Here is a 23,350-nt window from a genome sequence, read left to right as displayed (position 1 = left end):
TCGCACGCGGCACACTGGCCCCATGACAAGGCGGCTGCGTAATCGACTGACCGCTGCGGGTCTGGATGCCTGGGCCACGATACTGCCGACCGAGTGCAGCGGCTGCGGTGCCCTCGACCGCGCGCTGTGCCCGAGCTGCCGGCTGGCCCTACGCCCGGCCGTGCATCCGGTCACCCGCGACGATGCCCTCGTCTGGGCTGCCCTGACCTACGAGGGGGTGGCCCGCCACGTGATCGGCGCCTACAAAGACGGCGGTCGAACGGATGCCGCAGCCGCGCTCGCCGCACCGCTGCGAGCGGCCATCGCGGCCGCGCTCACCGCCGTCCCGAGTGTGAACGGCGGCGGCATCCGGCTCGTCACCATTCCCTCGTCCCGCCGGGCCTGGCGTCTGCGCGGTTATCACCCAGTCGATGCCCTGCTGCAGCGGGCCGGGCTGCACCCGGTCCCGGCGCTCGCGCAGCGCGGGGAATCCGTCGACCAGGTCGGCCTCGGCCGCGCGGCGCGCGCCGCGAACAAGGGCAACAGCCTGGTCGCGCGGCATCCGCTCACCGGAACGCGGGTGATCCTCGTCGACGACATCGTGACCACCGGTGCGACCCTGCTCGAGGCGAGGCGCGCCGTGTTCGCTGCGGGCGGTACCGTGGTCGGTCTGGCCACACTGGCGGAAACACGGCGTCTGTTGCCCCCGTATTCGCACTCGGGGCAAACTGATCGACAAATACTGTGACATATCGCACCGCCACGGCTACGGTGGAGACAAAGGCGCGCAATGATCGCCCGGATTTGGGGCGGTCCGCCAAACTGGAGGTCGTCATGGAAACTAACATCGTCGGACGCAACCTTGGGATCACAGATCGCTTCCGGGATTACGCGACGGAGAAGGCTGAGAAAATCGCCCTCCTCGCCGAGAAGGCCCTCGCGCTCGAGATTAAGGTCAGCCGCCACCACGAGAAAAACGGTGCTGCCGTCGGCAACGATCGGGTCGAACTCACCCTGATCGGCAAGGGTCCGCTGGTGCGGGCCGAAGCTGATGGTTCCGACAAGTACGCCGCTTTTGATGTAGCTCTCGGCCGTCTGCTCGAGCGGGTTCGCCGGGCCAAGGACCGCAAGAAGGTACACCGCGGCGGCGCCCACCGTCCCACCTCGCTGCACGAGGCGTCCTCGGTCGGTTTCAGCGTCATCGACATCACACCGGCCAACCCCGAAACGCTCGAACGGGTCCGCACCGGCGCGATTCCCATCGTTGCGCCGGATGCTCCCGCTGCTGCTGAAGAGGAAGAGTACTGCCCCGTCGTCATCCGTCGCAAAGTTTTCGCGGCGGCCCCGATGTCCGTCGACGATGCCCTCTATTTCATGGAGCTCGTCGGCCACGACTTCTACCTGTTCCAGGACGTGGAGACCAAGCGTCCGAGCGTGGTCTACCGTCGCAAGGGCTGGGACTACGGGGTCATCGAACTCGACGGTTCGGGCGAGGAGCTGCAGGAGGCTGTGCCCGTTGCCAGCGGGCGTGCCAACTGACCAACTAGCATTGCCTTAGCCGCCGACCAAATCGGTGCTCTGGCATCTGCCAGACGAGAGGCGCAGGCGTGTGCTGCGGTAGTCCGATTGGGCTGCCTCAGTGCATGCCTGCACCGTTTGACTAGTGGAGTACATTCGTGGCGTCAATTCTTGAAAAGGTTCTTCGTGTTGGTGAAGGCCGCGTTCTGCGCCGCCTGGAAAACTATGCGAAAGCCATCAACGCGCTGGAAGAAGACTTCCATGAGCTCACCGACGAGGAGCTGAAGAACGAGACCGTCACCCTGCGGGAACGGTACTCCAACGGCGAATCGCTCGATGACCTGCTGCCCGAGGCCTTCGCGGCCGTGCGCGAGGCCAGCACCCGCACCCTGGGACTGCGTCACTTCGACGTGCAGCTCATGGGCGGAGCAGCCCTGCACCTCGGCAACATCGCCGAGATGAAAACCGGTGAGGGCAAGACCCTCGTCGCCACCACCGCCGCGTACCTCAACGCGATCAGCAGTCGCGGCGTGCACGTCATCACGGTCAACGACTACCTCGCGAGCTACCAGAGCGAGCTCATGGGTCGCGTCTTCCGCGCTCTCGGCATGACGACCGGATGCATCCTCTCCGGTCAGACCCCGGCGCAGCGTCGCGAAATGTACGCGGCCGACATCACCTACGGCACCAACAATGAGTTCGGTTTCGACTACCTGCGCGACAACATGGCATGGCAGGCCAGCGACATGGTGCAGCGCGGACACTACTTCGCCATCGTCGACGAGGTTGACTCGATCCTGATCGACGAGGCACGCACCCCGCTGATCATCTCGGGACCGGCATCGGGTGAAGCGAACCGCTGGTTCAACGAATTCGCGAGCCTGGCCAAGCGCCTCGTCGCCGACGAAGACTTCGAGGTCGACGAAAAGAAGCGCACCATCGGTGTGCTCGAACCCGGCATCGAAAAGGTCGAGGACTACCTCGGCATCGACAACCTCTACGAGTCGGCCAATACTCCGCTGATCTCCTTCCTGAACAACGCCATCAAGGCCAACGCGCTGTTCAAGAAAGACAAAGACTACGTCGTCATGAACGGCGAGGTGCTCATCGTCGATGAGCACACCGGCCGTATCCTCATGGGGCGACGCTACAACGAGGGCATCCACCAGGCGATCGAGGCCAAGGAGGGTGTCGCCGTCAAGGCCGAGAACCAGACCCTGGCCACCGTCACCCTGCAGAACTACTTCCGCCTGTACTCGAAGATCTCCGGCATGACCGGAACGGCCGAGACCGAAGCCGCCGAGTTCATGAGCACCTACAAGCTCGGCGTCGTGGCCATTCCCACCAACAAGCCGATGCAGCGCATCGACCAGTCCGACCTGATCTACAAAAACGAAGAGTCCAAGTTCCGTCAGGTCGTCGACGACATCGCCCTGCGCCATGAAGCCGGCCAGCCGGTTCTGGTCGGCACGACGAGCGTCGAGAAGAGCGAGTACCTGTCGCGTCTGCTCGCCAAGAAGGGCGTGCGCCACGAGGTGCTCAACGCCAAGAACCACGCCCGTGAGGCGGCGATCGTCGCGCAGGCCGGCCGGCTCGGTTCGGTCACCGTCGCGACCAACATGGCCGGTCGTGGTACCGACGTGATGCTCGGCGGCAACGCCGAATTCCTCGCCGTTGCCGAGATGAACGGCAAGGGCCTCAGCCCGGTCGAAACCCCCGACGAGTACGAGCTCGCCTGGGACGACGTCTTCACCGCGGTGAAAGCCGACGTCGCTGAAGAAGCGGAGAAGGTCATCGCCGCCGGCGGACTCTACGTGCTCGGTACCGAACGGCACGAGTCCCGCCGCATCGACAACCAGCTGCGCGGACGCAGCGGGCGTCAGGGCGACCCGGGGGAGAGCCGGTTCTACCTGTCGCTCACCGACGACCTCATGCGGCTGTTCAACGCCGGTGCCGCCGAGGCCCTCATGGGCCGCCAGGGCGTGCCGGAGGACATGGCGATCGAATCGAAGGTGGTCAGCCGAGCCATTCGCAGCGCCCAGTCCCAGGTCGAGGGCCGCAACGCTGAGATTCGCAAGAACGTGCTCAAGTATGACGACGTGCTCAACCGTCAGCGCGAGGCCATCTACGGCGACCGTCGCCACATTCTCGAAGGTGACGACCTGCACGAGCGCACCCAGACCTTCCTGACCAATGTCATCGACGAGGTCCTCGACGTGCACGCGGGCGACGGCAACGGAGATGACTGGGACTTCGACGCGATGTGGACGGAGCTCAAGACTCTCTACCCGGTGGGCCTGACCATCGACGAGGTCGTCTCCGAGGCCGGCGACAAGGGCAGGATCAACCGCGACTTCATGCGCCGCGAGATCCTCTCCGATGCCAAGCTCGCCTACTCACGCCGCGAAGAGTCCCTCGGGGCGCCCGCGATGCGCGAACTGGAACGCCGCGTCGTGCTCTCGGTGATAGACCGTCGCTGGCGCGACCACCTCTACGAGATGGACTACCTGAAGGACGGCATCGGGCTGCGCGCCATGGCCCAGCGTGACCCGTTGGTGGAATACCAGCGCGAGGGTTTCGCCATGTTCCAGCAGATGATGGGGCAGATTCGTGAGGAGACCGTCGGGTTCCTGTTCAACCTCGACGTCGAGGTGACAGCCGGTTCCGGTGCCGTCGCCGGACCGGTCGTCGCGGCCAAGGGGCTCGCCCCGGCCGACGCCCCCGAGGAGAAGCTCAGCTACACCGCCCCGAGCGATTCCGGCGGAGTCGAGGTGCGCAACCAGCGCGGCCAGATTCAGCAGGCCGCCACGGACCGGGCCAGGCGCACGGCCAGCGTCGCCGCGAGCGACGACGAGCCGGCCGAAGCCGCCGGCCCGCCCCAGCGCGGAGCCTTCGGACAGAAAACTGAGGGCGCCGCCCCGGTGAACCGGGCCGAGCGCCGCGCCCAGGGCAAGAAGACGACCTAGCCCGTGGAACACCCCGGTGACGCGCGCCCAACAGCGGGCGCGTGTCACCGGTGCCGGGCATCCGTGTGTTGGCGGTGCTGCCCGCGCATCACAGGACGACGAGCACGGTGGCCCGCCAGCGCTGGGCCAGGCCTTCCACCTGCAACGAGACGACGTGCGGTCGGCGTTTGTCGTATACCAGAATGACGGCGTCGAATCCGCCGGTGGCGGTCGGTGACATCTTGACGTGGTCGATCCACAGTCTCGGGCGTTCGGCGACGATCCCCGTGATGGCTCTGGCCCGCGCCGCGATCGAGACGCGAACGCGCAGATGAGCGTAGACGTCGTCGGTGACCCAGCGGGCGAGCTGCTCGAGGTCCCTGGCCCCGGCGATGATCTCGACAGCACGCAGGGCGAGGGCGCGCAGCACTTGCTCCGCTTCGAGCCGGTGCTCGGACCCGTTCAGTTGCGGGCCCGTGCCGCGCGCGTCGACGTGGTGCGCGTCGACGCGGTGCCGCCGCTGGTCATCCTGCCAATGGGGGGCGCTGGAACCGGGTGATGTCATCGTTCCTCCTGCCGTCGAGCCTGCAACTTGTGTGGCGCAAAACCTAAGCAGCCTGGTCGTGGGGCTGTCGAGCGCATATAGAGCCTGTGTATAACGCGAGCGGGAATGCCCGGTGTCGGCTATTTTCTACGTGTGCGCTGGGATGATCTGTTTGATGACCTCGAAGGGCAGCTCGAACGCGAGCTGCACGCCGAGGCCGCTGACCTGCGCCTGCACGAGGAACGCCAGCGCCTGGACAAGCTCTCCCTGCGCACACGGTTGAGCAACGTCGTGCGGTCTGCCGGCCTCGGCGGCACGCAACAGATCCGCGTGGTGCTGGTCACCGGTGAGGCCCTCGCAGTGAGCCCCACGACGCTCGGGCGCGACTGGCTCGCGGCCGACCTGCTGGGCGCTGAGAACAATCCGGTCGAGTGTGTGATCCCGCTGTCGGCCGTTGCCGGTGTGTTGCTGAGCGAAGAGCAGAGCCTGGCCTCGCTCGCCATCGAGTCAGAGTCCACCAGCAGGCAGACCGACCGCGTCGGATTCCCCTTCGTGCTGCACAGCCTGTGCCGCAGAAGGCGCACCGTGGAGCTCGACACCCGTGGTGGTGTCCTGGTCGGGACCATCGACCGGGTGGCGCGTGACCACCTAGATCTGGCGGTGCATCCGCTCGGAACGATGCGCCGCACGCCCGAGGTCCTGCACTACCGTCTCGTCCCGTTCTGGCAGATTCATGTCGTGCGCCTGCGCTAGTGCCCGCCCGATCCGCCCACCCATTCAGCTACCTGATAACGACAAGCGAGGCAACGGATGAAAACACCCCGTCCCACCCGCACGCGCCGCCGATTCTGGGTCGATCCCCGATTCGTCATCGGTCTGGTACTCGTCGTCGCTTCGATCGCCGGAGTCGGAATGATCGTCGCCAGCAGTGACCGCACCACGGCGGTCTACACCGCACGGCACACGCTGACCGTCGGAGACCAGCTCGAGTCAGCCGACGTCACCCTGACCCGCGTGCAGCTCGGCGGCGCGGCCGACCTGTATCTTGCGCCCGCACCCGACCTGAAGGGCGGGCTGCTGGTCACCCAGACCATTCTGGCCGGCGAACTCGTGGCCCGATCGGCGGTCGGGGACTCGTCGGGGAGCGACCTGACCAGTGTCGTCGTCGACATTCCCGGTGGACTGGCCGGGTCCATCTCGGCGGGCTCCGTCGTCGATATCTGGTCGGCGCGGGCTACCGGACCGAGCGAATATGCGCCGCCCACGATCCTCGTGGGGCAGGCCGTCGTCGTGCGAATCGTCGAACCGACCGGCATCATCGCCGCCTCCAGTGGCCAATCGGTCGAGATGCTCGTGCCGCAGAACAACGTGGGCGCGGTACTCGAAGCCATCATGAACGGCGACGCCCTCGCGATCGTGGCCGTGAACACCCCGGCGGGCCCGTGATGGCCCGGCTCGCGCTCGTGCTGGACCGGGCCACCGAACAACGCCTGCTGGCCGACATCATCGACTGCGGTCACACTGTGGTGACGCGGGTCGATACCGCCCGCGAATTCCTGGAGACCCTCTCCCACGGACAGCCGCATGTCGTCGTGGTCAGCGGCCGACGGGAATCCCTGACCGGCCAGCTGATCGCCGCGTGCGACGAACGCGGAATCCGGGTGGTCGCCCTCACCGCGACGGAACAGGAGCGGCGCCAGGCCGGCACGCTCGGCCTCTACGAAACGGTCGCGATCCCCTGCGACTGGTCTGAAATCGAGGATTTGCTCGTGTCGGGCGTCGTCGTTCCGTTACGCGTGGGGGAGCGGCACTTCACCGGCGGCGCGCTCAACACCGGTTCGGTGATCGCGGTGTGGGGGCCGTCCGGGGCTCCCGGACGCACCACCCTCGCCATCAACATCGCCGCGGAAATCGCCGCAGCCGGCCACACCGTGGTGTTGGCCGACGTCGACACGTACAGCGCCTCGATCGCCCCGAGCCTCGGCATGCTCGATGAGGCTCCGGGCTTCGCGGCCGCGTGCCGGCTGGCCGGAAGCGACAGCCTGAACCAGTCGGAACTAGAGCGCATCGCACAACGCTACAACTCGCCTCAGGGTGCGTTCTGGGTACTCACCGGCCTCGGCCGGCCGTCGCGCTGGCCCGAACTATCGACGGAACGCGTCACCCGCACCATCGACGCGTTGCGCCACTGGGTGGATTACGTGGTGGTCGACACCGGGTTCAACCTCGAGAGCGACGAGGAGCTGACCAGCGATGTTCTGGCACCCCGCCGGAACGCGGCCACGATCACGGCCCTGAGGGTGGCCGACCACGTCGTTGCGTGCGGGCTCGCCGACCCGGTCGGCATGGCCCGGTTTCTGCGCGCCTGGAGCGACCTCGCCGAGGTGATCGGGAGCAGTACGGTCAGCGTCGTCATGAACCAGGTGCGAGCGAGCGCCGTCGGGCTGAATCCACGCGGTCAGCTGACGGCAGTGCTGTTGCGCTTCGGCGGCATTGAGTCTCCCATTCTGGTGCCGCACGACCAGGGCGCCCTCGACGCGGCGGTGCTGACCGGTCGCACCCTGCGGGACGCGAGCCCGAAGTCGCCGGCGCGCCTGGGCATCCGTCGTTTTGTGCTGGAAGACCTCATTGTCGCTCCGTCCCCAGTATCCGAGCGGATGCCGCGGCGCGCGTGGTGGCGAGGCCGAAAGACGGCCCCGGCACTCTGATCTGGTTAATTCCGCAGCGGTGTCACGTCGATGCTGCCGCCGGCACCCACGACGGCGAGCACGCGAGGTGCGGTCACTCCCGCGAAAGCCCGGCTGAGGCGTTCGGCCGTCGGCGGGGAATCAGCGGGCGAGTCGCCGGCGGCGCGATCATCACCGAAGGGAGCGCGCTCCCAGACGGTTATGGCGGCTCCGGTCAGATCCGCGATGAGGTCGCGCACCACGGTCGGGTCTCCGGCCGTGACCAGGATCACGCGGTGGATGGCGCGGCCGGGCAGGCCGGCCGCGGCCAGGGCCGACCGGTCGCGTTTCCAGACCGAGAAATGGTATCCGGCGGCGAGGCCGGTGGCGACGAGCAGCCCCAGCGGCGCTCGCACCCGGTCGAGGAGGCTCTGCCCACTCAGATCGTCGAGGACGAACTCGAAAACCCGGTAGCCGACCACGAGCAGGGTGATGATCGCCACGATCGCGCTGATCCCGAAGATCAGAATGAGGTAGACCCGGCGGCCCGTCACTCGGGCGGACACCGGATCGACCGGGCGCAACGGCTTCCAGGCGGCCCACCAGACCGGGCCCCCGACGATTGCAGCGCTCAGCCCGCCGAGCAGCAGGGAGCGCGTGTCCGACCCGACCACGACCGGTGCCAGGCCGGCCAGCAGGGCGTTGACCACGATACCCAGCCCGGTCGCCGCGGCCACCAGGCCGAAACCGGAAACGACCAGCGTGGCGGCCAGCCGAGGCAGCACCGCGCGCCGCCGCATCAGGCCGTGGTGGTAGGCCCAGATCAGGGCGCCCACGAGCGCAGCCGCCATGGCGGTGCCGAGCGGATCGAGAACATCGGTGAGCGAATTTTCTCCGGCGAAAGCGAGCCGGAGCACCACGAACAGCACCGTTCCCGCTCCGACCAGCGTTGTGGCGGCTGAGGCGGCGATACCCACGACGACGAGCACGAGATCGGCCAGCACGCCGCGCACCAGCTGGGCGTGCTCCCGCATCCACTGCCACCACCAGATCAGGGCGCCGCCGAGCAACCAGACGCCGGCCTGCAGCGTCAGGCGCCACCACTGGTCGCCGACGGCGATCGAGGAGAGCAGGGCGTCGACCGCCGCGTTCACCACGGACGCCACGGCGGTCACGGCGCCGACGGCCCCGATCAGTAAGCCGAAAATCGAGCCAAGGATCGGCGCGACGCTCCTCAACTGGGTGGGACTTCTGGTCGGATGCCGGGACATCCACCGGTGCCAGGCCCAGACCAGAGCCCAGACCAGCGCGATCGCGAAGGTGCGCGGCTGCCAGTCGCCGCGCACCAGGGCGGCCAGGGTCGACAACAGGGCCGACGTCGCCGTCACGAGCGCAACGATCTGCATGCCGGCGAGGTACAGCCCCCAGGCGATCGACTCACGCTCCGCGCCCACCAACCGCCGCCAGAGCACCCACCAGAGCAGCGCAGCGAACGGTCCGGCGATCAGGGTGAAGGCGAGGGACCGCGCTAGGTGCGTCACATCGCTTCCGGCCAGGTTCGTGCCGGTGGCCGGTACGATGCCGCCGGGGACGGTGGTGGTATCGAGGAGGCGCCCGAGGAGGCCGCTGAGGCCGATCGCGGCGATAGTCACCAGCGCGAACAACAGAATGTAGACCACCACCCGGCGTGCCGTCGGGGCCCCGGTGCTGCCGGGTTGGCCGGCAGATCGGCGCACGGCCACGACAATGGCGGTGATGCCGGCGCCCAGCACGACGACGAGAATGAGGAGAACCAGAATGGACATTATTTCGTCACCGTCACTTCGTTATCGACCGGTTCGGGCAGATCGAAAGCTCCCACGGGGCCGTCGCGATCAGCCAGGCACCGTCGACCCTGACCAGGTCGAAGTTACCCTCGAACTCATACTCGGAGGCGCCGAACGGACCGTCGTCGTACGAGGTCACCAGGGACACGACGACATCGGCCGAAGTGGGGCGAACCGTCGTTGACACCAGGACGACCCGGAGATTGTTGGTCGGACCGTGCTCGACCGGCCCGCAGCCCACCGAGGCGTCCGTGGTGAGGAATGCGGCGGCGGCCGCCTCATCACCGTCGATCACGGCTGCGGAATAGGCCTGCACCACGCCTTCCGGAGTGCTCGGATCGAGCGTCTCCGGTGCACCCCGGGTGAAGACCACCACGAGGGAGACGAGCACGAGGGCGGCGATGATACTGAGGATGACGATCAAGGTGCGATCCTTCGTTCCCGTCGTAGTGAGCATGATCACATCATGGACCCAATATTGTGGCATCACCACACGGGGCGTGGTGGGAGCGTGCGGGGATCTAGGCTAGTGAGGGTGTCGACTCTCAGTGATCTCGTACTTGCCCAGGGCCGCAGCAGCGCGGAAGATGTGGATTGGCTGCACATGCTCGTTGCGGACGGCCAGCTGCTGGCCGACCTCGCCTTCGCGGACATCGTCGTGTGGGTTCCGACGACCTCCGGCAGCTTCGTGGCGGTCGCGCACGCGCGCCCGTCGAGTGCGGCCACCCTGTTCTATCGGGACTTCGTCGGCCAGCACGTCAAGGCCGAGTGGCGCAATCAGGTCACCGAAGCTTTCGAGACCGCCAGGATCGTCGACACCACTGCCCCCGACTGGTACGAGGAGACTCCCACCCGGGTGCGCGCCATTCCGGTTCTGCGTCGGCTGAGCACGACCGGCTCCGAGGTGGCGCCCGCCCCGGTGGCGGTGCTCACCCGCCACACCAACCTGAGTGAAGCGCGCACGCCGAGCCGTCAGGAGCTCACCTTCAATGATTGCGCGAACGACCTGTTCGCCATGATCGCCTCCGGCGACTTTCCCGACCTCGGTGCCCCGACCGGGCCGCGGCGCGGCGCCCCGCGCGCATCGGACGGCCTGCTGCGGCTCGATGTCGACGGCCTGACCACCTTTGCCAGCCCGAATGCGCTCTCCGCGTTCAACCGCATGGGCTTCGCTGAGGAGCTCGAGGGAGAGTCGCTCGCCGAAGTCACCACGGGTCTGCTCACCGGCACCGCCGTCGTCGACGAGTCCCTGCCCCTCGTGGTCACCGGGCGCGCGCCGTGGCGCACCGACATCGAAGCGCGCGGGGTGACGGTGTCGCTGCGTGCTATTCCCATTCGCAATCGCGGAGAACGGGTCGGCGCGATCATTCTGTCGCGTGACGTCACCGAGCTCCGGCATCAGGAACGTGAGCTGATCACCAAGGACGCCACCATCCGGGAGATTCACCACCGGGTCAAGAACAACCTGCAGACGGTGGCTTCGCTGCTGCGCATCCAGGCACGGCGTACCCAGTCCGACCGTGCGCGCGAGGCGCTGACCCAGGCGATGCGGCGGGTCGCGGCCATCGCGGTCGTGCACGACACCCTGTCGGAAGGGCTCAGCCAAATCGTCGACTTCGACGCCGTATTCGAACGGGTGCTGCTGCTGACGGTGGAGGTCGCATCCGCTCACAACACGACCGTGCACCCGAAGTCCTTCGGCAGCTTCGGAACGCTGCCGAGCGCGTACGCGACGCCGCTCGCGCTCGTGCTGACCGAACTCGTCACCAACGCGGTCGAGCACGGCCTCGCCGGGCGCGAGGGCGAGGTCTCGATCGAGGCGCAGCGCAGCGACGAGACCCTCACCGTGATGGTGCGCGATACCGGCGCCGGCCTGCCGGAGGGCAAGGTTGGTTCTGGCCTCGGCACGCAGATCGTGCGCACGCTCATTCAGGGCGAACTCGGCGGCACCATCGACTGGCACACCATGATGGGCAGCGGCACCGAGGTCACCATCGAGATCCCGCTGCGCTTCATGCAGGAAGGCTAGCCCTCGCTGCCGCCCCTTCTGCACGGGTCTTTTTCACCGGGCCCGGGCCCGGAAAGTGGGCCCAGGTTAGGTCATGGGCCCGGTTGCATAAGGTGGGCCCGGCGAGCGGATGCCCGCTCCGCACGGGCACAAAAAAGCGAGCCCAGGGCCTTCCGGGGATACCGGATGGCCATAGGCTCGCGTTCTGTCGTTACGCCGACTCGCTAGGAGGCGCGGCGGGCGCGTGCGGCGCGACGCTTGAGCGCGCGGCGCTCGTCTTCACTCAGGCCGCCCCAGACGCCGGAGTCCTGTCCGGTTTCGAGTGCGTACTGGAGGCACACCTCGGTGACGTTGCATCGAGCGCACACCGACTTTGCCTTCTCGATTTGGTCCACAGCGGGTCCAGTGTTACCGACCGGGAAGAAAAGTTCCGGGTCAGCGGTGAGGCAGGCAGCTTTATCGCGCCAGTCCATAGGGATGCTCCTTTTATTACATGGGTGCACGGCCGATTGGCCAGAGTTGCAGGGGTGATAGCCGGTTGCAGGAAAGTGGGATCTGCGCGATAACCGCGTTGAAACAGCTCACGTCCCTGTGAGCGTCAACCGGGCCTCAAATATCGTCCCATAATAGAGGTATCAAATCAATAGTTTTGTATGGTTTTTCGCTGTGAACAGCGGCTCTGGTGCAGGGCGCCCATCCCGGATCGACCTCCGGGCACTTCGTCGTGCCCCCCTGTTGGGGGTGTTCATCACGCTGCTCGCGCTGGAGGCCCTCGCCCTCTGGGTCTTCAGCGCCTGGTGGGTGCTCGAACTGCTCATCGCCACCCCGAACTCGGTGGGCGCATCGCTCGCCCTGTTAGCCCTCACCGTGGTCGCTGCCGTCTGGGTCAGCGCGATCACCGTCGGAGCATTGCGCCGGCGCCCGTGGATTCGCGGCGCCGCCGTTACCTGGCAGCTCGTGCAGGTAATGATCGCCATCGGCTGTTTTCAGGGGATCTACGCCCGGCCCGATGTCGGCTGGGCATTGCTGGCCCCGTCGATCGTCATGCTCGTGCTGGTGTTCACCCCGAAAGTCGTCGCCGCGACCAGCCACGAGCCAGAGCCCGAGACCGACTGAGCGGCGTCACGCGGCCCTGTGCGGCCGGCCCGATCAGGCGAACCTCAGGCGTCGAGGCCGAGCTTCTTGCGCAGGCTCGCGACATGGCCGGTCGCCTTGACATTGTAGAGGGCGTGCGTGATGACGCCAGCCTCGTCCAGTACGAAGGTCGACCGCAGCACGCCGGTCACAATCTTGCCGTACAGGTTCTTCTCACCCCAAGCGCCGTAGGCACGGTGCACCTCGAGGCCGGTGTCGCTGAGCAGCGGAAAGTTCACCGCATCGTGCTCCTGGAACGTCTTGAGCTTGGCCGGGGCGTCCTTGGACAGGCCCAGCACCTGGTACCCGGCGGACTTGAGGGAGCCCAGGTTGTCGCGAAAGTCGCAGGCCTGGGTTGTGCAACCGGGGGTCATCGCCGCCGGGTAGAAGTACACGACGACCTTGCTGCCTCCGAAACGGCTAAGCGAAACGGACGCCCCATCCTGGTCAGTCAGGGTGAACTGGGGGGCTGAATCGCCGATTGCAAGGCGCGCTGGATCCGTCATGCCTTCATGGTACCGGGGGCTTCGCCAGGGGTCGCTTCAGATTTGCGTGCGTCGGGTTTCGAGACGCGGGCGTACAGCGTGCCCGCTCCTCAACCAGCGGGTTCCCGGCTCCTTCAGCCGGCGGGAGGTCGGTCTCGCTGGTCGAGGCGCGAGGAACGAGCGATCGAGACCTGACGACTCAGCGGGCGGGCGCGAACGTCGCGAGCAGGCGCTGCAGCGAGTCGAGGCGCACCCGGCCGGTGTCGCCGAGTTCGTGCGCCTCGACGGCCTCAATGATCGCGCAGTCCGGGGAGCCCGGCAGGTGGGTGCAGCCGCGCGGGCAGCGCTCAGCGATCGTAGCGAGGTCGGTGAACGCCTTGAGGATGTTGTCGGTGTTGATGTGGCCCAGGCCGAAGGACCGCACGCCGGGGGTATCGATGACCCAGCCGCGGCCGGCATCCGTTTGCAGGCGCAGCGACACGGTCGACGACGAGGTGTGGCGTCCGCGGCCGGTGACGGTGTTCACGACGCCGATGGCCCGGTTGGTGCCAGGTACGAGCGCGTTCACGAGGGTGGACTTGCCGACGCCGGAGTGCCCGACGAAGACGGTGTCGTGGCCGATCAGCGCCGCCGAGATCGCCTCGATCGGCATGCCGCCCTCGCCGCTCTGAAAGACCGGCAGGTCGAGGCCGGCGAAATTGGCCAGGAATGCGGCCGGGTCGGCGAGGTCGGTTTTGGTGATGCACAGGATGGGCTTCACGCCGGCGTCATACGCAGCGACCAGGTAACGATCCACCAGGCGGATGCGCGGCTCCGGGTTGGCCGCCGCGACCACGATCAGCATCTGGTCGGCATTGGCGACGATCACGCGCTCGACGGCGTCGGTGTCGTCGGCGCTGCGCCTCAGCAGGGTGCCCCGCGGCACGATACGCACGATGCGGGCCAGGCTGCCCTCCGCACCGGTCGTGTCGCCGACGATGTCGACCCGGTCGCCGTTGACGACCGCCTTCTTGCGCAGCTCGCTCGCCCTGGCCGTCGTGATGCGCCGCTCGGTCGGCAGGTTTTCGTCGAGCATGACCGTGTAGCGACCGCGGTCTACCGAGAGGATGCGCCCGGTCAGGGCGTCCTGATGGCTCGGCCTGGTCTTGGAGCGGGGTTTACTGCCCTTGCGGCCGGGGCGCACGCGCACGCTCGACTCGTCAAACTCGGGTTCGTCGTCGTCGGCGGAGGCCCACCAGGTATCGCCGGGATCGCCCGCCAGGTCGCCGGCCTCGCTGTGCCGGCCTGAGGCTGGTCCGCGGTCACTGTCGTCCCGGCCTGCGGCGGGCGGCAGCACGGGCATCTACAGCGCCGCTTCGGTGAGCATCGCGTGCCACAGTTCAGGAAACTGGGGGAGGGTCTTGGCGGTCGTGCCGATGTTCTCCACGTCGACACCGGCCACCTTGAGGCCGATCAGCGCGCCGGCCGTAGCCATGCGGTGGTCGTCGTAGCTGAGCCACTGGCCGGCGTGCAGGGGAGCGGGCTCGATCTTGAGGCCGTCGGCCAGTTCGGTGATGTTGCCGCCGAGTCGGTTGATCTCGGTGGCGAGAGCGGCGAGACGGTCGGTCTCGTGGTGGCGAATGTGTCCGATGCCGGTGATCGTGCTGGGAGTCTCGGCCAGGGCGGCCAGAGCCACGAGAGTGCAGGCGAGTTCGCCGCCGGTGGCGAGATCGAGCTCGACGCCCAGAATGTGCTTGCCGCCGGTGACGGTGAGGCGGTCGCCGACCCGGGTGACGGTGGCACCGAACAGCGGCAGCAGCTGCTCGAGGTCGGCGCCGACCTGGGTGGTTTCAGAAGGCCAGCCGGTGATCGTGACGCTTCCGCCGGCTACGAGCGCGGCGCAGAGGAACGGCGCGGCGTTCGAGAGGTCGGGTTCGATGTCAACCGTGCGCCCGGCGAGCTCACCGGGTTCGACGATCCATTCGCCGACGGTCGGGGTGGCGACGACGACGCCGCGTGCGCGCAGCACCTCGATCGTCATCTCGATGTGCGGCAGGCTCGGCAGTCGCTCGCCCGAGTGGGTGAGGTGCAGCCCCTGCTCGAACCGTGCGCCGGCCAGCAGCAGCCCGGAGACGAACTGGCTTGACGTGCCGGCGTCGATGGTCACGGCGCCGCCGGTGACCGCCCCACGGCCGTGCACGGTGAAGGGCAGGGCGCGTTTGCCGTCGTCGTTGATGTCACCGCCGAGATCGCGCAGCGCCCCGATGATGGGACCCATCGGGCGGCGGCGCGCACCGGCATCACCGTCGAACGTGGTCGGGCCGAGGGCGAGGGCGGCCAGCGGCGGCAGGAACCGCATAACGGTGCCGGCCAGGCCACAATCGATCGTGGTGGACCCGAGCAGTTCGACCGGCGGGGTCACGCGCAGATCGGCACCGAACGCGCCCGCGCCGGCCACGGCCTCGATCGTGGCGCCGAGTTGGCGCAGCGCGTCGACCATGAGGTCGCTGTCGCGCGAGTGCAGCGGAGACCGCAACAGGGACGGTCCACTGGCCAGAGCGGATGCGACGAGCTCCCGGTTGGTCAGCGATTTCGAGCCTGGCAAGGCCAGGACCGCCTGCAAGGGTGCGTCCGCGGTGGGCGCAGGCCACCAGGCATCCGCTTCGGTCGGTGAATTGTCGCCGTACGGATCGAACTCCGGCTTGGAATATCTCGAGATCAACATCGGTTATCAGGATAGTCGGTGATAACAATCTGAGGGAGATCCGTAACGGTGTCAATGCTGTTGGAACGACCCCCGGCTGTGGGTAACAGCTTAGAATTGCTCGTGATGACTTCAGACACGCCCGTTTCCGCGGAAGACCTTTCGAGCAGTGACCCAGAACTCACGCCGCCTGCACCTACCAAGGCCGAACTTCGCGAGCAGTCCCGCGGATTGTTCGAGGAACAGGCGCTGCCTTTTCTCGACCAGCTCTACGCGGCGGCCATGCGCATGACGCGTAACCCCTCCGACGCGCAGGACCTCGTGCAGGAGACCTTCGTGAAGGCCTTCGCCGCGTTCGCGCAATACGAGCAGGGCACCAACCTCAAGGCGTGGCTGTACCGTATCCTCACCAACACCTTCATCAATGCGTACCGCAAGAAGCAGCGCGAGCCCTATCAGGGCACCATTGATGAGCTCGAAGACTGGCAGCTCGGCGGCGCCGAATCGACCACCGCCATGTCGGGTCGCTCGGCCGAGGCCGAGGCCATCGACCACCTGCCCGACAGCGCCGTCAAAGACGCCCTGCAGTCCATTCCCGAAGACTTCCGACTCGCCGTCTACTTCGCCGACGTCGAAGGGTTCTCCTACCAGGAGATCGCCGAAATCATGAAAACCCCCATTGGCACCGTCATGAGCCGCCTGCACCGTGGCCGGCGACTCTTGCGCGAACTCTTGGCCGGCTACGCGGCTGAGCGCGGGCTGGGCCAGGGCCAGAAAACATCCAGGAGCGCACACAAATGACCGACTGTGGTTGCGAGAAGGCCAAGGCCGAACTCGAAGAATACCTGCACAACGAACTTCGCAAAGATGATGCGGCCGACATTCAGGAGCACCTCGCGAGTTGCCCCGACTGCAGCAGCGAGCATCTCGTCGGGCGCACCCTCACCGAGGTGATGCAGCGGGCGTGCAAGGAGACCGCGCCCGAAGACCTGCGCGACCAGGTTCTGCTCAAGCTGCGCGCCCTGCAGGCTTCGCACTAGTCAGCTGACCTCCGGTTGGACCTGGCCGAGCAGGAAGGCGGCGCCGGTCGCATCCGCTATCTGGGCGAAGGTACCGAAGTCGGAATCCCACGGCTCGCGCAGCACCGTGCCGCCGAGCTCGGGCACCCGGGCTGCGGCAGCCCGCACATTTGCGACGCCGATGTACACCTGCCAGTGTGACGGCACCCCCTCCGGCAGCATGGCGTCGGCGTTGCACACCCCGCCGGTCATGGATTCGTCGTGGCCGAAGGTGCTGTACCGAAAATCGGTCGTGTCACTCAGCGGAATCGGGGTCCAGCCGAAAACCTGTTCGTAGAACGCGATCGCCGCCGGAAAGTCGCGGGTGATCAGCTCGTGCCAGACCGGCGTGCCGATCTCATTGTCGGCACCGAAGCCCGCAAAAAAGCCAGCTTCCCAGATTCCGACCGCCGCTCCGGCCGGGTCGGTCAGCACGGCCAGCCTGCCCTGATCGCCGATGGTCTGCGGCGGCGCGAACACCGTGGCGCCGGCAGCGTTCGCCGCCTGCACCGTCTCGTCGACGTTGTCGCTCGCGAGGAAGGTGGTCCAGAAATCCCGGTTTCCGCCCGACGGATCCTGAATGGTCAGGCCGGCGACGGCGGCATCACCGTGAAAGAACATCGTGTACCGACCGGAATCGGCACCGGTGTCAACGGCTCGCCAGCCGAGGAACGCGCCGTAGAACGCGATCGACCGCGCCGGGTCGCGCGTCTCTAGGTCGATCCAGCACGGCTCCCCGAGCTGACTTTCGGTGCGAACAGGCAGGGGATCCCTCTCCTCGGATTGACCCGAGCCGAGAACCGTCGGCGCCCGGTGGCAACGCACGTGCGGTTAGGCACGGCCGAGGCGAGCGGATGTACGCTCACCAGCCCCGGATACAGCAATGGAGGGTGACCTCAGTCACCCTCCATTGCCACACCGATGCCGTTAGAGCGTCAAAGCCTCGCGCTGCAGCCTGGCCTGCTCGATCGCGTGGCGCTTGGCCGAGCCGGCGGCCGGCGAAGCCGACGCCGGACGGGAGAACAACCGCATGGCTCTTGGGCCGAGCTTGTTGGTCTCCAGATAGAAGAACGGCCAGGCTCCCTGGTTCTCCGGCTCGTCCTGCACCCAGGCCAGTTCGGCGTTCGGGTACTGGGCGGCCACGTCCTTCAATTCCACGGCGGGCAGCGGATAGTACTGCTCGACGCGCACGAGGGCGATCTCGGGGTTCGGGTTCTTCTCGAGTTCGTTCAGCAGGTCGTAGTAGATCTTGCCGGCCATGAACAGAACGCGCTTGACCGCATTCTTGTCGGTGATGCGGGCATCGTCGATGACCGTTTCGAACTTGCCGCTCGTGAGTTCGGCCACGGCGCTCGTCGCGCCGCGGAGGCGCAGCATCGACTTGGGCGTGAACACGATCAGCGGACGGCGCGGACGCATGTACGCCTGGCGGCGCAGCAGGTGGAAATACGATGCGGGCGTCGACGGGCGCGCCACGGTCATGTTCTCTTCGGCACACAGCTGCAGGAACCGTTCGATGCGGGCCGACGAGTGGTCGGGGCCCTGGCCTTCGTAGCCGTGCGGCAGCAGCAGCACAACGGATGACCGCTGCCCCCACTTCTGCTCGGCGGACGAGACGAACTGGTCGATGATGGTCTGCGCGCCGTTGGCGAAGTCACCGAACTGGGCTTCCCAGAGCACGAGGGCATCGGCGCGTTCCACCGAATAGCCGTACTCGAAGCCCATGGCGGCGTATTCGCTCAGCAGCGAGTCGTAGATCCAGAATCGGGCCTGGTTGTCTTTCAGGTTGGCCAGTGGGAGCCATTCCTGGCCGTTCACCCGGTCGTGCAGCACCGCGTGACGCTGCACGAACGTGCCGCGGCGGGCATCCTGGCCGGCGAAACGTACCGGGGTGCCCTCGACCAGCAGCGAGCCGAGTGCGAGCAGTTCGCCGAAGCTCCAGTCGATGTTGCCGTTGCGGCTCATGTCAAGACGCTTTTGCAACAGCTGCTGCAGCTTGTTGTGCACGGTGAACCCGACCGGCTTGTTGTTGAACGCGTCACCGATGAGCTGGATGACGCTCTCGGGAACACCGGTCGTCTCGGGTTCGCCCGCGGCGTCGTCCCTGGCTTGCGCTTCAGACTCGGCCTTGGCCGCGGCGGCCATCTCGGGAGTGATGATCGGAATCGACGCGGTCTGTGCGGCGTGCGTCTCCATGAAGGCGCGCTCGAGGCGGTCCTGGAAGTCGCGGTGGGCGGCTTCGTATTCTTCCTCGGTGATGTCGCCACGGCCGACGAGCGCCTCGGTGTAGAGCTTCCGTACGCTGCGCTTGGCCTCGACCAGGTTGTACATCAGCGGCTGCGTCATCGAGGGGTCATCGCCCTCGTTGTGCCCACGGCGGCGGTAGCAGATGAGGTCGACGACGACATCCCTCTTGAATTCCTGGCGGTAGGCGAAGGCGAGTTCTCCGGCGCGCACGACGGCCTCTGGGTCATCCCCGTTGACGTGGAAGATCGGCGCCTGGATGGTCTTGGCGACGTCGGTCGCGTAGATGCTGGTGCGGGCATCCTGCGGCAGGGTCGTGAAACCGAGCTGGTTGTTGACGACGATGTGCACGGTTCCGCCGGTGCGGTAGCCGCGCAGCTGGGACATCTGCAGGGTTTCCAGCACGACGCCCTGGCCGGCCATCGCGGCGTCGCCGTGGATGAGGATGGGCAGGGTGGAGAACGTTCCGATCGGCTTGCGGTCCTGTTTGGCCCGCACGATGCCCTCGAGCACGCCGTCGCCGGCCTCGAGATGGGACGGGTTGGCGGCCAGCGAGACCGGAATCTCGGCGCCGTCCTCACCGCGGAACATGCCCGTGGTGCCGAGGTGGTACTTCACGTCGCCGGAACCGTGCACGGTGCGCGGATCCTGGGTGCCCTCGAACTCGCGGAAGATCTCGCCGTAGGTCTTGCCGGCGATGTTGGTGAGCACGTTCAGGCGGCCGCGGTGGGCCATGCCGATCGCGACCTCGTCGAGGCCCTGCTCGGCAGCGCCCTGCAAAATGGTGTCGAGCAGCGGAATGGTGCACTCGCCGCCCTCGAGGCTGAAGCGCTTCTGCCCGACGTACTTGGTCTGCAGGAACGTCTCGAAGGCTTCGGCCTCGTTGAGCTTGGCGAGAATGCGCATCTGCTCGTGGTGCGTGGGCTTGACGTAGGACTTCTCGATCTTCTCCTGCACCCACTTGCGCTGCGCCGGGTCTTGGATGTGCATGTACTCGATGCCCGTGGTGCGGCAGTAGGAGTCGCGCAGCACACCGAGGATGTCGCGCAGCAGCATCTGGCGCTGGGAACCGAAACCGCCGGTCACGAAGGAACGGTCGAGGTCCCAGAAGGTGAGGCCGTGGGTGGCGATGTCGAGATCAGGATGGCTGCGCTGCGAGTACTCGAGCGGGTCGATGTCGGCCATCAGGTGGCCGCGCACGCGGAACGAGTTGATCAGCTCCTGCACGCGAGCGGTCTTGTCGACGGCGCTGGTGAGGTCGACGCTGATGTCCGGTGCCCAGTGGATCGGATCGTACGGAATGCGCAACGCCGAGAAGATCTCTTCGTAGAAATTGTGCTGGCCGATCAGCAGTTCGTGCACGATCTTGAGGAACTCGCCCGAACCGGCACCCTGGATGACGCGGTGGTCATAGGTGCTCGTGAGTGTGATGGTCTTGGAGATCGCCAGTCCGGTGAGGGTCTTGACGCTCGAACCCTGGAACTCAGCCGGGTAGTCGAGGGCGCCGGCGCCGATGATGCAGCCCTGGCCCTTCATCAGGCGGGGCACCGAGTGCACGGTGCCGATGCCTCCCGGGTTGGTGAGCGAGAGGGTCGCGCCGGCGAAGTCGTCGGCGGTGAGCTTGTTCTGGCGTGCGCGGGTGACGAGGTCTTCGTAAGCGGCTAGGTATTCGCCAAAGGTCATCGTGTCGGCGCGCTTGATCGCCGGGACGAGCAGCGCGCGGGTTCCGTCTGGCTTGGGCATGTCGATGGCCAGGCCCATGCCGACGTGGGCGGGGGCGACGACGGACGGCTTGCCGTCGACCTCGTCGTAGTACACGTTCTGGCTGGGGAACATCTTGAGCGCGCGAATCAGCGCCCACCCGATCAGGTGGGTGAAGGAGACCTTGCCGCCGCGAGCCCGCTTCATGTGGTTGTTCATGACGATGCGGTTGTCGATGAGCAGCTTGGCCGGAATGGTGCGCACGCTCGTGGCGGTCGGCACGGTGAGGCTCGTGACCATGTTGGTGGCGAGCGACTTCGCCATACCGCGCAGCGGCGAGACCTTGTCGTGCTTGACCGGCTCGGATTCGTCGACGACGACGGCCTGCGGGCTGGTCACGGGAGCGTCGGCGGGCACCGGGGCCGGCTTGGGCGCACTGGAGGTGGTGCGGGCAGTCGGTTGGTTCTCGGTGACGGGGGCCGGCGTTACGGCTGCTGCCGGTGCGGCAGCGACGGGCGCTGCGGCCGGGGCAGCTGATGCTGCCGGTGCGGCTGCCGGCGCTGCCGCCGGGGTGTTCGCGGTCTGGTGGTAGCTCTCGAGCACCGGCCACCACGATTCATCCACCGACTGCTTGTCGATAAGAAATCGTTCGTACAATTCGTCAACGAGCCACTCGTTTGCTCCGAATTCGCCTGACGTTGTCTCGTCAGAAGCTCCACCGGTTACCTGGCTTGACACCGTGGGATCGCCCACTCTCTGCTTTGAATTTGGATGCCCTCGGCGGGGGTCAATCGCCGGGTCAATCTTCGCTTTCATGAGTCTGCCGCTGACGATGTCGACCGCCAGGTCAGTCTGCCCGTCTAGCCTAATCCCATCCCACGCGACCTTAAACACCCTGTTGAACGGCTAGCGTTCTTGGTATGCAGTTCTATGGAACGACGCCCAGCCATGATTTGACCTATTCCGACGTGTTTCTGGTGCCCGGTCAATCGGCCGTCACCAGCCGTTTGGACGTCTCCCTGGCCCCGAATGACGGCACCGGCGCCACGATCCCCATCGTGTCGGCGAACATGAACTCGGTCACCGGGCCGCGCCTGGCGGCCTCGCTCGCCCGGCGTGGCGGACTCGGGGTGCTGCCGCAGGACATGCACCTTCAAGACCTGGATGCGGCCATCCGCTGGGTAAAAGACCAGTCGGTTCGTTTCGACACGCCGTTCGTGTTCGCCCCCGACGACACCGTCGAACGCGCATTGCGGCAGGTTCCGGCCGTTGCAGGGCAGGGAATAGTGGTTCACTCCGACAGCGGCGACTATCTCGGCTGCATCGTCGCGAGTCGCCTGGCGACCGCCCTGCCCGACGCTCGCCTCGGCGATCTGCTGCACGGTGAACTGACCGCGCTCGACGCCGATGACGTCGACGGACCGCGCCGTGCCTTCGACCTGATGACGGAGGCCGACATCGACTTCGCCCCGGTGCTGCACCACGGCGTCGTCGTGGGCACGCTCAGCCGTAAGAGCGCCCTGCGCTCCACCCTCTACCAGCCCACCCTCGACGTGCACGGCCGGCTCAAGGTGGCCGCGGCGATCGGCATCAACGGCGACGTCGCAGCCAAAGCTCGTGCACTCGCCGCGGCCGGCGTGGACATTCTCGTGATCGACACCGCCCACGGCCATCAGGCCGGCATGCTGCGCGCGCTCGGCATCGTCGCCGACCTGAACCTCGGACTGCCGATCGTGGCCGGCAACGTCGTCACGAAAGACGCCGTGCGCGACCTGGTCGGCGCCGGCGCCACGATCGTCAAGGTCGGAGTCGGCCCTGGCGCCATGTGCACCACCCGCATGATGACCGCCGTCGGTCGGCCCCAGTTCTCGGCCGTGCTCGAAACGGCCACCGCCGCCCGCGAACTCGGCGCCCACGTCTGGGCGGACGGCGGGGTGCGCTACCCGCGGGACGTGGCGCTCGCGCTCGCCGCTGGCGCGGCATCCGTCATGATCGGTTCCTGGTTCGCCGGAACAGCCGAAGCGCCAGGCACCCTCAATACGGATGCCCGCGGCGCGCTGTACAAGGAAAGCTGGGGAATGGCCTCGACCAAGGCCGTTCAGGCACGGTTCGAGCGGCTCGACGCCTACGACCTCGCCCGCAAGACCCTGTTCGCGGAGGGAATCTCGAGTTCGAAGATCTACCTCGATCCGCTGCGGCCGTCGATCGAGGACCTGCTCGACATGATCACCTCGGGGGTGCGGTCCTCCTTCACCTATGCCGGGGCCATGACCGTCGCCGACTTCCACGAGAAGGCGCTCGTGGGCATCCAGTCGGCGGCCGGTTACGAGGAGGGTAAGGCGCTGCCGGTTTCCTGGTAGCGCCGGTATAGCGCTGGTAGGCAGGCGCTGCCGGACGTGCTGGTACCGCGCTGGTAGCGCCGGCGGTATCTCGCGGGGGCAGCATCCGCTGGCTGCCGGGTGCACGGGCAGGGGCGCCCGGTATACTCGGAGGAATAATGGATGACCCTCCCACCGCTGAACCCTCCTCTCACAAACCCTCGCCCGTAACCGCTGGCGG

Annotated in this window: 20 protein-coding genes; 11 read left to right on the top strand and 9 right to left on the bottom strand. The window is 66.9% G+C overall.

Going from position 1 to position 23,350, the window contains the following annotated elements:
- The first annotated feature begins 22 nt into the window (after positions 1–22).
- The 3 genes from E3O06_RS13875 to secA all read left to right on the top strand — a co-directional run bounded on the left by E3O06_RS13875 (position 23) and on the right by secA (position 4,463).
- Positions 23–727 (top strand): ComF family protein, encoded by a 705-nt coding sequence (locus E3O06_RS13875; protein ID WP_134503926.1) that lies wholly within the window; start codon positions 23–25, stop codon positions 725–727.
- 86 nt (positions 728–813) lie between these two features.
- A complete protein-coding gene (gene hpf / locus E3O06_RS13870; protein WP_134503925.1) occupies positions 814–1,518 on the top strand; it encodes a ribosome hibernation-promoting factor, HPF/YfiA family in 705 nt (234 codons plus the stop codon).
- A gap of 137 nt (positions 1,519–1,655) precedes the next feature.
- A complete protein-coding gene (gene secA, locus E3O06_RS13865) occupies positions 1,656–4,463 on the top strand; it encodes a preprotein translocase subunit SecA (protein WP_134503924.1) in 2,808 nt (935 codons plus the stop codon).
- Positions 4,464–4,551: 88 nt separating this feature from the next.
- Here the strand turns inward: secA and E3O06_RS13860 are convergent, their stop codons facing one another.
- On the bottom strand, positions 4,552–5,007 hold the full coding sequence (locus tag E3O06_RS13860) for an Rv3235 family protein (protein WP_134503923.1): 456 nt from the start codon (positions 5,005–5,007) through the stop codon (positions 4,552–4,554).
- A 105-nt stretch (positions 5,008–5,112) separates the two neighbouring features.
- Between E3O06_RS13860 and E3O06_RS13855 the strand changes: the two genes are divergently transcribed.
- From E3O06_RS13855 to E3O06_RS13845, 3 genes are read left to right on the top strand one after another with little or no spacing between them, the layout of a single operon-like run.
- Entirely contained in the window at positions 5,113–5,739 is a 627-nt protein-coding gene (locus E3O06_RS13855) for a hypothetical protein (RefSeq protein ID WP_134503922.1), read from the top strand.
- Positions 5,740–5,796: 57 nt separating this feature from the next.
- Positions 5,797–6,432, top strand: a complete 636-nt coding sequence (locus tag E3O06_RS13850) for a hypothetical protein (protein WP_134503921.1) — start codon at positions 5,797–5,799, stop codon at positions 6,430–6,432.
- A complete protein-coding gene (locus tag E3O06_RS13845; RefSeq protein WP_206751375.1) occupies positions 6,432–7,694 on the top strand; it encodes a MinD/ParA family ATP-binding protein in 1,263 nt (420 codons plus the stop codon). The genes E3O06_RS13850 and E3O06_RS13845 overlap by 1 nt, the downstream gene beginning before the upstream one ends.
- Positions 7,695–7,699: 5 nt before the next feature.
- Here the strand turns inward: E3O06_RS13845 and E3O06_RS13840 are convergent, their stop codons facing one another.
- Both E3O06_RS13840 and E3O06_RS13835 read right to left on the bottom strand, forming a co-directional pair.
- Entirely contained in the window at positions 7,700–9,457 is a 1,758-nt protein-coding gene (locus E3O06_RS13840; RefSeq protein WP_241980199.1) for a DUF5671 domain-containing protein, read from the bottom strand.
- Positions 9,458–9,470: 13 nt separating this feature from the next.
- The gene (locus E3O06_RS13835) at positions 9,471–9,935 is read right to left on the bottom strand and encodes an LpqB family beta-propeller domain-containing protein (protein ID WP_134503919.1); all 465 of its coding nucleotides are present in this window, start codon (positions 9,933–9,935) and stop codon (positions 9,471–9,473) included.
- Between the two features lie 78 nt (positions 9,936–10,013).
- On the opposite strand from E3O06_RS13835, the gene E3O06_RS13830 reads away from it, so the two are divergent.
- Positions 10,014–11,507 (top strand): sensor histidine kinase, encoded by a 1,494-nt coding sequence (locus E3O06_RS13830; protein ID WP_134503918.1) that lies wholly within the window; start codon positions 10,014–10,016, stop codon positions 11,505–11,507.
- A 203-nt stretch (positions 11,508–11,710) separates the two neighbouring features.
- Here E3O06_RS13830 and E3O06_RS13825 read toward each other — a convergent pair whose 3' ends face one another.
- A complete protein-coding gene (locus E3O06_RS13825) occupies positions 11,711–11,959 on the bottom strand; it encodes a WhiB family transcriptional regulator (RefSeq protein WP_035837005.1) in 249 nt (82 codons plus the stop codon).
- A 268-nt stretch (positions 11,960–12,227) separates the two neighbouring features.
- On the opposite strand from E3O06_RS13825, the gene E3O06_RS13820 reads away from it, so the two are divergent.
- Positions 12,228–12,602, top strand: coding sequence for a hypothetical protein (locus tag E3O06_RS13820; protein WP_241980197.1), 375 nt, complete (start codon positions 12,228–12,230; stop codon positions 12,600–12,602).
- Between the two features lie 44 nt (positions 12,603–12,646).
- Here E3O06_RS13820 and bcp read toward each other — a convergent pair whose 3' ends face one another.
- The 3 genes from bcp to aroA form a co-directional block, all read right to left on the bottom strand.
- Positions 12,647–13,126, bottom strand: coding sequence for a thioredoxin-dependent thiol peroxidase (bcp, locus tag E3O06_RS13815; RefSeq protein WP_134503917.1), 480 nt, complete (start codon positions 13,124–13,126; stop codon positions 12,647–12,649).
- A 178-nt stretch (positions 13,127–13,304) separates the two neighbouring features.
- Positions 13,305–14,447 carry a ribosome small subunit-dependent GTPase A gene (rsgA, locus tag E3O06_RS13810; protein ID WP_134503916.1) on the bottom strand — a complete coding sequence of 381 codons (1,143 nt, stop codon included), beginning with the start codon at positions 14,445–14,447 and terminating at the stop codon, positions 13,305–13,307.
- Entirely contained in the window at positions 14,448–15,809 is a 1,362-nt protein-coding gene (gene aroA, locus E3O06_RS13805; protein WP_134503915.1) for a 3-phosphoshikimate 1-carboxyvinyltransferase, read from the bottom strand.
- 105 nt (positions 15,810–15,914) lie between these two features.
- Here aroA and E3O06_RS13800 point away from each other — a divergent pair, with 105 nt between their 5' ends.
- On the top strand, positions 15,915–16,589 hold the full coding sequence (locus tag E3O06_RS13800) for a sigma-70 family RNA polymerase sigma factor (protein WP_134503914.1): 675 nt from the start codon (positions 15,915–15,917) through the stop codon (positions 16,587–16,589).
- A complete protein-coding gene (locus tag E3O06_RS13795; RefSeq protein ID WP_134503913.1) occupies positions 16,586–16,828 on the top strand; it encodes a zf-HC2 domain-containing protein in 243 nt (80 codons plus the stop codon). The genes E3O06_RS13800 and E3O06_RS13795 overlap by 4 nt, the downstream gene beginning before the upstream one ends.
- On the opposite strand, the gene E3O06_RS13790 is transcribed toward E3O06_RS13795, so the two are convergent.
- Positions 16,829–17,671, bottom strand: coding sequence for a VOC family protein (locus tag E3O06_RS13790; protein WP_134503912.1), 843 nt, complete (start codon positions 17,669–17,671; stop codon positions 16,829–16,831).
- A 102-nt stretch (positions 17,672–17,773) separates the two neighbouring features.
- Positions 17,774–21,529, bottom strand: a complete 3,756-nt coding sequence (locus E3O06_RS13785) for a multifunctional oxoglutarate decarboxylase/oxoglutarate dehydrogenase thiamine pyrophosphate-binding subunit/dihydrolipoyllysine-residue succinyltransferase subunit (RefSeq protein WP_174843234.1) — start codon at positions 21,527–21,529, stop codon at positions 17,774–17,776.
- A 182-nt stretch (positions 21,530–21,711) separates the two neighbouring features.
- On the opposite strand from E3O06_RS13785, the gene guaB1 reads away from it, so the two are divergent.
- Entirely contained in the window at positions 21,712–23,151 is a 1,440-nt protein-coding gene (gene guaB1 / locus E3O06_RS13780; protein WP_134503910.1) for a GMP reductase, read from the top strand.
- Positions 23,152–23,350 lie beyond the last annotated feature (199 nt).

It is taken from the genome of Cryobacterium glaciale (genome assembly GCF_004402535.1).
Classification (GTDB): domain Bacteria; phylum Actinomycetota; class Actinomycetes; order Actinomycetales; family Microbacteriaceae; genus Cryobacterium; species Cryobacterium glaciale.
The sequence above is the reverse complement of the archived record's forward strand: the minus strand, read 5'-3'. Positions and strand labels throughout refer to the sequence as shown.